Genomic DNA, 10,319 nt, shown 5'->3' on the forward strand with positions numbered 1-10,319 from the left:
TGATATACTTTCGCACCTTTGAATCCGGGTATAACGTAGAGGGATAGCGGCTCCATGAGCGACCTAGCCAGAGAAATCACACCGGTCAATATTGAAGAAGAGTTAAAGAACTCTTACCTCGATTATGCCATGTCGGTCATCGTTGGCCGTGCATTGCCAGATGTTCGCGATGGTCTGAAACCAGTACACCGTCGTGTGCTCTACGCCATGAACGTGCTGGGCAATGACTGGAACAAACCTTATAAAAAGTCTGCCCGTGTTGTCGGCGACGTTATCGGTAAATATCACCCACATGGCGATAGCGCCGTGTATGACACCATCGTTCGTATGGCACAGCCGTTCTCGCTGCGCTATATGCTGGTGGATGGTCAGGGTAACTTCGGTTCCGTTGACGGCGACTCCGCCGCAGCAATGCGTTATACCGAAGTACGCATGTCAAAAATTGCCCACGAGCTGCTGGCGGATCTGGAAAAAGAGACCGTCGACTTTGTGCCGAACTATGACGGCACCGAGCAGATCCCGGCCGTTATGCCAACCCGCGTGCCTAACCTGCTGATCAACGGCGCGTCAGGTATCGCAGTGGGCATGGCAACCAACATTCCTCCACACAACCTGACTGAAGTTATCAGCGGCTGTCTGGCCTACATCGACGATGAGAACATCACCGTTGAAGGGCTGATGGAGCACATCCCAGGCCCGGACTTCCCAACTGCCGCCATCATCAATGGCCGCCGTGGGATTGAAGAAGCCTATCGCACCGGTCGCGGCAAGATCTATATCCGTGCCCGTGGCGAAGTCGAAACCGATGCGAAAACCGGTCGCGAAACAATCATCATTCACGAAATTCCTTACCAGGTGAACAAAGCGCGCCTGATTGAGAAAATCGCTGAACTGGTGAAAGAGAAGCGTCTGGAAGGCATCAGTGCCCTGCGTGATGAATCTGACAAAGACGGTATGCGTATCGTCGTGGAAGTGAAGCGTGATGCGGTTGGCGAGGTTGTGCTGAACAACCTGTACTCGCTGACCCAGCTGCAGACCTCTTTCGGTATCAATATGGTTGCCCTGCATCAGGGACAGCCAAAAATTATGCCGCTGAAAGATATTCTGGAAGCCTTCGTCCGTCACCGCCGCGAAGTGGTTACCCGTCGTACCATTTTTGAACTGCGTAAAGCGCGCGACCGTGCGCACATCCTGGAAGCGCTGGCGATTGCGCTGGCTAACCTGGATCCGATTATCGAACTGATCCGCCATGCGGCTAACCCGGCTGAAGCGAAAGCGGGCCTGGTGGCACGTCCATGGGCGTTGGGTAACGTTGCAGCCATGCTGGAGCGTGCGGGTGATAATGCTGCGCGTCCTGAATGGCTGGAAGACGAGTTCGGTATCCGTGACGGCGAATACTACCTGACCGAGCAGCAGGCTCAGGCGATCCTGGATCTGCGTCTGCAGAAACTGACCGGCCTTGAGCACGAAAAACTGCTGGATGAGTACAAAGAGCTGCTGGATCAAATCGCTGAACTGATCCGTATTCTGGAAAGCTCAGAGCGTCTGATGGAAGTGATCCGCGAAGAGCTTGAACTGATCCGCGATCAGTTCGGTGACAAGCGTCGCACGGAAATCACCGCCAATACTGCGGACATCAACATCGAAGACCTGATCAATCAGGAAGACGTTGTGGTGACCCTGTCTCATCAGGGCTACGTGAAGTATCAGCCTTTGACCGACTACGAAGCACAGCGTCGTGGTGGTAAAGGCAAGTCTGCCGCACGTATTAAAGAAGAAGACTTTATTGACCGCCTGCTGGTGGCCAACACCCATGACACCATCCTCTGCTTCTCAAGCCGGGGTCGCCTGTACTGGATGAAGGTTTATCAGTTGCCAGAAGCCAGCCGTGGCGCGCGTGGACGTCCAATCGTCAACCTGCTGCCGCTGGAAGCGAACGAACGTATCACCGCGATCCTGCCGGTGCGTGAATACGCGGAAGGCTGGAACATCTTTATGGCTACCGCCTGCGGTACCGTGAAGAAAACCGCACTGACCGAGTTCAGCCGCCCACGCAGCGCCGGTATTATTGCCGTCAACCTGCGTGACGAAGATGAACTGATCGGCGTGTCGCTGACCAACGGTGCTGACGAAGCCATGCTGTTCTCCGCCGCGGGTAAAGTGGTTCGCTTCGCAGAGACCGCGGTGCGCGCCATGGGCCGTACGGCTTCCGGTGTGCGTGGTATCAAGCTGGCCGAAAACGACCGCGTGGTATCGCTGATCGTTCCTCAGGAAGAGGGCGCGATCATGACCGTCACCCAGAACGGTTACGGTAAGCGTACCAACACCAGCGAATACCCAACCAAGTCCCGTGCCACCCAGGGCGTTATCTCGATCAAAGTGACCGAGCGTAACGGACCGGTAATCGGTGCGGTACAGGTTGTCGACAGCGATCAGATCATGATGATCACCGACGCTGGCACGCTGGTTCGTACCCGCGTTTCTGAAGTGAGTGTGGTCGGACGTAACACCCAGGGTGTTATTCTGATCCGCACCGCCGAAGACGAAAACGTGGTCGGCCTGCAGCGCGTGGCTGAGCCTGTCGCTGAAGAAGAGCTGGACGGCATTGACGGCACCGCAGCAGAAGGGGATGAGGATATCGCCCCGGAAGTTGAGGTTGACGATGCAGCAGACGTCGACAATGAAGACGAAGCACCAGAAGGCGATGAGGACGAATAATCGTCATCGCGTTTAGTGCCTGAGGCCGGTTCTGTGAACCGGCCTTTTTTTATGCCTGCGACCGCCCGCGGCAACTGGCTTTTTTCCTGTTCTGACGGTACTGTAACGGGATCTGACTTCTCCTTAAGCCCCGTCGCCACTTATAGGTTTCGCTTGAAATATCTTGTCTCGTTCAGAACCACGTTAAGGATCTCCCGCTATCTGTTCAGGGCGCTGGCACTGATGCTCTGGACGCTGGGCGCGCTGCTGACCACCTTTTACATCATTAATGTGCTGCATGAGAAAGAGTCGCAGGTTCGTCAGGAGCTGAGCGCTAACTTTGAGCAGGCGCAGTGGTATGTGCGGCACTCTTCTGACGTCACGCGCGAGCTGAAATACATTGCGGAAAACCGGCTAAATTCGTCGGCCAACGGCATGGACGTGCTGAACGGGGTATTCCCAGGCAAAACCGCGCTACCGCAGTTTTATCCGCTGTACTCTGATTCCGACTGTAGCTCGATGAGCAACACCTGGCGCAGCTCGCTGGAATCGCTCAGCTACTTCCTGCACTACTGGAAAGAGAACTTTGCTTCCGCCTATGAGCTGAACCGGGTGTTCTTTGTTGGCGGCGAAAGCCTGTGTATGGCGGATTTTGGCGTCGGTAACTCCTCGGCAAACCGCGAACGGGCGTTGAAATCACTTCACGAGCGCATTCTCAAATACCGTAACGGTAATGAAGAGGAGCGCAAAAGCAGCATTGTGTGGATTGCCCCTTCATCGCAGCAGGGCGTCGGCTACTACTATTTAATTACCCCAATCTATGTGGCCAATAAAATGGCGGCACTGTTGGGCATCGAACAAACCATTCGTCTGGACGATTTCATTACCCCAGGCAGTTTCCCGGTCACCGCCACGCTGATTGATGCCAATAATCAGCGGCTGATGTCGACCTCGCGCACCGCGGGCAACGTCTCGCTGGACGATCTGCCGGATGACCACAGCTGGTTTGGCTACATCAACGGCTACAAACAGCTGGTGCTGAAGAAAACGCTGACGCCTTCCGAACTGTCGGTGGTCTATTCGGTCGAGACCGACGAGCTGGTCGCCAAGCTGAAAGTGTTGATTATCAACGCCATTCTGCTGAACGTCATCAGCGCCATTATCCTGTTTACCCTTGCCTGGCTGTTTGAGCGCCGCATGTTTTTACCGGCCGAGGACAACGCGCACCGCCTGGAAGAGCACGAGCAGTTTAACCGCAAGATTGTCGCGTCGGCGCCGGTGGGGATCTGTATTCTGCGAACCAGTGACGGCACCAATATCCTCAGTAACGAACTGGCGCATAACTATCTCAGCATGTTGACCCAGGAAGATCGGCAGCGGCTGACCGAGATTATCTGTGGTCAGCAGGTTAACTTTGTCGACGTGCTGACCGGCAGCAATACCAACCTGCAAATCAGCTTTGTGCATTCACGTTACCGCAATGAGAACGTGGCGATCTGCGTGCTGGTGGACGTCAGCGCGCGCGTGAAGATGGAAGAGTCGCTGCAGGAAATGGCCCACGCCGCCGAGCAGGCCAGCCAGTCCAAGTCGATGTTCCTGGCCACGGTCAGCCATGAGCTGCGCACGCCGCTGTACGGCATCATCGGTAACCTCGATCTGTTGCAAACCAAATCCCTGCCGCAGGGCGTGGAGTCGCTGGTCACGGCGATGAACAACTCGTCCAGCCTGCTGTTGAAGATCATCAGCGATATCCTCGATTTCTCGAAAATCGAGTCCGAGCAGCTTCGCATTGAGCCACGGGAATTCTCCCCGCGCGAAGTGATCACCCATATCTCCTCCAACTATCTGGCGATGGTGGTCAAGAAGCGCCTGACGCTGTGGTGCTTTATTGACAGCGATGTGCCGGTCACGCTGGACGGCGATCCGCTGCGTCTGCAGCAGGTGATTTCCAACCTGCTCAACAACGCCATTAAATTTACCCATACCGGCGGCATTATCCTGCAGGTGTTTGTGAAGGACGGCTATCTGGCCTTCCGGGTGCGGGATACCGGCGTGGGCATCCCGGCAAAAGAGATCACCCGACTGTTCGATCCGTTCTTCCAGGTGGGCAACGGCGTGCAGCGTAACTTCCAGGGAACCGGCCTCGGCCTGGCGATCTGCGAAAAGCTAATCAATATGATGGACGGTGATATTGAGGTCGATTCTGAGCCGGGGATGGGCAGCCAGTTTGTGGTGCGCATTCCGCTGTATAACGCACAGGTGATGACGCCGGTGCTGCACGACGGGTTGCAGGGCAAACAGTGCTGGCTGGAGCTGCGTAATGACGATCTGGCCGCGTTCCTCGAAAAGCTGCTGCGTGAGCATGGCATCACCGTGCAACGGTTGCAGGAGGGCTGCTGCGGCCCGGACGATGTGATTGTCACCGATTACGACTATCAGACGCAGCAAACGCTCCGGGCGGTGATCCGCTTTGACGGCAGCTATAACGGCGCGCCGCATGAGCAGGCTGCCGGTCGCTGGGTTTACGGCACCACCACGCCACATGAATTGCCGGCGCTGCTGGGCCGCATTTACCGGGTTGAAGTGGCGATGCCAGATGCGTTGCCAGGCGTGCCGGATATCGAAGATAAGCGTGCCAGCAATGAAGATATCCTGATCCTGGTGGTCGATGACCATCCGATCAACCGGATGCTGCTGTCCGATCAGCTGGGATCGCTGGGCTACCGCGTGAAGACCGCGCAGGACGGCGTGGACGCGCTTAACGTTCTGAGCCGCAATGAGATTGATATTGTGCTGACCGACGTGAATATGCCGAATATGGACGGTTACCGTCTGACGCAGCGTTTGCGCCAGCTGGGGCTGACTTTCCCGGTGGTGGGCGTCACCGCCAATGCGCTGGCCGAAGAGAAGCAGCGCTGTATGGAAGCGGGCATGGATAACTGTCTGTCCAAGCCGGTGACCATGGATACCTTAAACACCTCGCTGGCGTTCTACGCGGAGCGGGTCAGGAAGGGCAGGGAATAACGCGGATTTTGGGCAATAAAAAAGGCGGACCGAAGTCCGCCTTTTTACTGTCTGTCACTTAGTCGCGCTCAACCGGCATGCTGCTGACGGAAGAGAGATAGTTCAGCAGTGCAATATCGTTTTCCACGCCCAGTTTCATCATGGCTGATTTCTTCTGGCTACTGATGGTTTTGATACTGCGGTTCAGCTTCTTGGCAATCTCGGTAACCAGGAAACCTTCTGCGAACAGGCGCAACACTTCGCTCTCTTTTGGAGACAGACGCTTGTCGCCGTAGCCACCCGCGCTGATTTTCTCCAGCAGTTTTGCCACGCTGTCCGGGGTGTACTTTTTGCCTTTCTGCAAAGCGGCCAGCGCTTTTGGCAGATCGGTAGGGGCACCCTGTTTCAGAACAATCCCTTCGATATCGAGGTCCAGAACGGCACTCAGAATCGCTGGATTGTTGTTCATGGTCAGAACGATGATAGATAAATCTGGATAATGACGCTTGATGTACTTAATCAGCGTAATGCCGTCGCCATATTTTTCGCCAGGCATCGACAGATCGGTGATTAAAACATTGGCATCCAGTTTGGACAGGCTATTGATCAATGCTGTGGAATCTTCGAACTCACCAACTACGTTGACCCATTCAATCTGTTCGAGAGACTTGCGAATACCGAACAGAACAATCGGATGGTCATCGGCAATAATTACGTTCAAGTTGTTCATTTTATTGGTTACCTTGCTGCAGCAGTATATTGACGTAGTGGTCAATGTCACTGGTGGTATTTTTAATGTTTGAATCGTCACACTCAGTAATGTGTTGTTCTAACGTTTCACAAAGCTGCTTGCCCGGTGTCAAATTGAGCATGGCAAACACGCCTTTCAGGCGATGCGCAGTCTGAGCAAGGGAACTCATGTCCCCTTCCGCCGCCTCATTATACAGTCTCTTCACATCATCTGGTACTGTATCAACGAACAGCTGGAAGTAACCGGGAGCAAAAAGTTGAGCCGTATCCTGCTCGTCACCCACGTCTTCGGTTAATTCATCCTGCGCCAGCTGTTGTTCAATCAGCTGGAGCAGGGCATCCTGCATCGCGCTGCTGATATTAAAATTGACCCGGTATTGATCGTGTGACAGTGCGCTAAACCCTGTTTCATCATCCGTGAGCAGTAACGACCATGGCGTCAAGCGTGCCGGATCGTCGGTGACCAGCACATCATGGTCCTGGCCCGAAAAGCGTTCATCAGGGGTAATGCAGCTTGCGCCCCAGTTTTCCAGTTGATGAACCACTATTTTTCTTACCTCATCTACCGTGATATCAATCAGGGTAGTTAAGCCTTCCAGCAACTTCTCTTCCTGATCGTGCTGCTGTTCCTGCGGGGCGTGGATCTGGATGCTGTAGCGGGTGCCGATATCGGGACGCGCCACAATTTCAAGATGCCCACCCAGCTGCTTACACAACTGTTTGCACAGGAAAAAGGCCAGCCCGGAAGCCTGGCCAAAACGATCCTGGCTGGTTTCGCCGAGGAACGGGAAATCGGTATTGCCCATCTCGTCAACCATCAGGCCCGCGCCGGTGTCGACAATTTCTATCGCCAGGCGATCGGGACGATCGGCAGGATGGCTGACCTCAATGCTGATGCGGCCCCAGCTGGTGCTGGTGATCGAATAATGCAGCAGGGTGGTCAGGATTTTATACAGCGCCCGACGGTCGCCATAGCGGCTCTCATCGCTGTTCAGGCGGTTGCTGACCACCAGATTCAGCCCTTTACGACGAATCGACGGCAGCGCTTCGGTCACCAGCTCATCCAGCACGCTTTGCAGCGTGAATGAGCCAGAATCCGGCGCCCAGTCATGGGTTTCCAGCCGGTTAAGCAGCACGATATCGTCGACCAGCCGGCTTAAGGCCTGCGACTCTTCCAGCGTATCGCGCAGATCTTCCGCCGGATGCGCCTCGCTGATTTCCAGCAGATGGGCGATAACTTTATCCAGCGGGCGGTTCAGCGCATGCCCCAGATTTTGCAGCAGCTGCTGGCGCGTCTGGTGGTTTTTATCCAGAACCTGCTGCGCTTTTTGCAGCTTCTTGTTAACCAGCAGTTCGCGATCCTGATCGCGCATCATAAACAGCTGCGTATTCGGCGACAGCACGCTGCGGGCGTGGCGGATTTCGTAAACTTCGTTATTGACGGTGGCCTGCAGCACGCCCTGATGCTGATCGGACATGTTGATGATTTTCTGCAGATTCAGGTGTGGCAGCAGATGTTCGGCAATTTTGTTGCTGATGATGGTGCGGTTATTGGCAAAATCATACACCAGCAGACCGACGGGCAGGCTGCCAACAATCTCTTCGTTTAAGATGCGCAGTGAATCCAGCTCGGCGCTTTGGTTTTCGCTGGGGCGCAAAGACTGCTGGCGCAGCAGGAACAGGCCGGCAAGGGACAGCAGCAGCAGTCCGAGGTTGGCCAGCAGCGGCCACATCAGATTGTGCAGCGTGTCGACCAGCAGACCGAGCAACGGCACGCGATAAACCAGCTGCAACGGCGTGCTGGTCAGCGAAGCGGCAATCTCGATATTGGGATTGGCGAGCGTCACGCTGGTGCTGTGGGTGGCATCATCCGCATCGCCACTGTCCGGGGTGCTGGCCGCGTCCTGCTTCAGCTGGAAATACTCCAGCGGCATATTCACCGGGATCAGATCATTAATCGGCAGATCGAACGCCACCACGGTCGCCAGATGCCCCGGCTGATTAAAGGTGGTGCGTACCGTAAAGTAGTGATCGTTCTGCCAGGTGAAGCGGCGCAACGGTGAGAAGCTTTCACGCTCGTCCAGCGCATTGGCCTGCTGCAACATCTCCGCGCGGCGCGCATCAACAATATTGCTGATGGCACTCTCTTTATAACGCGTGGCCATATCTTTCAACGGCAGGGTGGAGACGAGGATCAGGCTGTTGTCCTGGCCGTTGAGGAAATACATCGACCAGGTGCTGTTTTCCGCGCCCCACAGCGTATCCAGATAGGTGGACATCCGCTGGGTCATATCCAGCGTGCTGCTGTCGTGTGAACCGAAGATTAACGCTTCGGTTTTACGGCGGGTCTTTTCAAGATAATAGACGTCCGGGCGCAGGCGGGTTTCCTGCAGACTGTTCGGTGGTGAACCGGCGGCATTGGCGGCCAGGTTCTCATAAATCTGCCAGGTGGCGAAGCGATAGGTATCGATGCGTTTCTGCATCGCATGGGCAATATCCGCCATCGCATAGCGTTTATCGGTCAGCCAGGCATTGACCGCGTTGTGGATCATAAATCCCGACGCTAATAACAGCACCAAAATAAACATCACAAAAAAGCGCGTGACGTTTCCTGATGTAAGTGGAAATTTGTATGGCAGCATAGCGTAGCGTGATACCCCAGTTAACGTGTAATCAGCCGGGCACTTGCGGCCACGGCTAACAGCAATATGGCAATGGCGCTAAATGCCGTCGCCAGGCTGTACCACTGTGAGATAAATCCGATCAGTGCCGGACCTGCCAGAATACCTGCATAACCAATGGTTGTCATGGAAGATATCGCCAGATTTACCGGCATGGTTTTCTGGTTACCGGCGGCGCTGAACATAATCGGCACGGCGTTCGACGCCCCGAACCCAACCAACAAAAATCCGGCCAGCGTAACCAGCGTGTTGGGGACAAATACCGCCAGCAGCAGGCCCACTGACGCGCATAATGTGCCGCAGAAAAGCGTCAGAAAACGGCCAACATAATTCACGATGCGATCGCCCGTCAGGCGGCCAATGGTCATCGCCACCGAGAACAGCGCATAGCCCAGGCCCGCCTGCGAATGGGGCAGGTCACGCGTCTGGGTGAGGAACAGCGCGCCCCAGTCCAGTATGGCGCCTTCGGTCAGAAACAGAATAAAGCACAGGATACCGAGGAACAGCACCCAGCCATGCGGCATAACGAACAGCGGCGCATCATCCTGATGGAGACGACCGCTGAGTAAATGGCGCTGGCACAGCAACCACAGCACCACGATCAGCGCCGCGATAACGCCAACCGCCAGCAGAGGCGTCAACCCCAGCGCCAGTCCGGCACTGACCAGGCCCGCGCCGGCGATACCGCCGACGCTGAAGAAGCCATGGAAGCCGGACATCATGGCTTTGCCAGAGGCCTTCTCAACCTCAACCGCCTGAATATTCATCGCCACATCGACCAGGCCAATCGAGGCACCAAATGCCATCAATGCCAGCCCCAGCCCCACCGGCGTTCCGAGGGTCGCTAACAGCGGCAACACCAGCAGAATAAACAGGCAGGCGATGGCCATCACGCGCTTACAGCCAAACCGTCCCACCAGCATGCCGGTCAGCGGCATGGCAATCAGTGAACCCAACCCAAGGAACAGCAGCAAGGTCCCTAACGCTCCGTCGCTGAGCAGAGCACGATCCTTGGCATAAGGCACCAGCGGTGCCCAGGCGGACATGCCGATACCGGCAATAAAGAAAATGGTGCGCGTTGCGTGTTGCGTTGTCACTGCGCTGGCAAGGGCCGGTCGAGCATCCAGTGTCGTCATAATGTCCGTTAAAAATCTGCCACGATTAGCGCTACTTTTTACCACAAATAGC

The 10,319-nt window shown here is 55.6% G+C and carries 5 protein-coding genes; 2 read left to right on the forward strand and 3 right to left on the reverse strand.

What is annotated here, in order from left to right; translation table 11 throughout:
* Positions 1 to 54: 54 nt before the first annotated feature.
* Both gyrA and rcsC read left to right on the forward strand, forming a co-directional pair.
* Positions 55 to 2,718, forward strand: a complete 2,664-nt coding sequence (gene gyrA, locus AC0IXH_RS01855) for a DNA topoisomerase (ATP-hydrolyzing) subunit A (protein WP_346566522.1) — start codon at positions 55 to 57, stop codon at positions 2,716 to 2,718.
* 153 nt (positions 2,719 to 2,871) lie between these two features.
* A complete protein-coding gene (rcsC, locus tag AC0IXH_RS01860) occupies positions 2,872 to 5,721 on the forward strand; it encodes a two-component system sensor histidine kinase RcsC (RefSeq protein ID WP_346594050.1) in 2,850 nt (949 codons plus the stop codon).
* A 58-nt stretch (positions 5,722 to 5,779) separates the two neighbouring features.
* On the opposite strand, the gene rcsB is transcribed toward rcsC, so the two are convergent.
* The 3 genes from rcsB to AC0IXH_RS01875 are packed head-to-tail and all read right to left on the reverse strand — an operon-like array spanning position 5,780 to position 10,267.
* Complete coding sequence (gene rcsB, locus AC0IXH_RS01865; protein WP_013203054.1) at positions 5,780 to 6,430, reverse strand: response regulator transcription factor RcsB; 651 nt, start codon at positions 6,428 to 6,430, stop codon at positions 5,780 to 5,782.
* A gap of 1 nt (position 6,431) precedes the next feature.
* Positions 6,432 to 9,092, reverse strand: a complete 2,661-nt coding sequence (rcsD, locus tag AC0IXH_RS01870; RefSeq protein WP_013203053.1) for a phosphotransferase RcsD — start codon at positions 9,090 to 9,092, stop codon at positions 6,432 to 6,434.
* Between the two features lie 20 nt (positions 9,093 to 9,112).
* Positions 9,113 to 10,267 carry an MFS transporter gene (locus tag AC0IXH_RS01875; RefSeq protein WP_134824606.1) on the reverse strand — a complete coding sequence of 385 codons (1,155 nt, stop codon included), beginning with the start codon at positions 10,265 to 10,267 and terminating at the stop codon, positions 9,113 to 9,115.
* Between the last annotated feature and the right edge of the window lie 52 nt (positions 10,268 to 10,319).

It is taken from the genome of Erwinia sp. AC075 (assembly GCF_979253995.1).

Coding starts and splice junctions, on each gene's coding strand:
- rcsD (WP_013203053.1), bottom strand. CDS start 9,092: ATGCTGCCATACAAATTTCCACTTACATCAGGAAACGTCACGCGCTTT.
- rcsB (WP_013203054.1), bottom strand. CDS start 6,430: ATGAACAACTTGAACGTAATTATTGCCGATGACCATCCGATTGTTCTG.
- gyrA (WP_346566522.1), top strand. CDS start 55: ATGAGCGACCTAGCCAGAGAAATCACACCGGTCAATATTGAAGAAGAG.
- AC0IXH_RS01875 (WP_134824606.1), bottom strand. CDS start 10,267: ATGACGACACTGGATGCTCGACCGGCCCTTGCCAGCGCAGTGACAACG.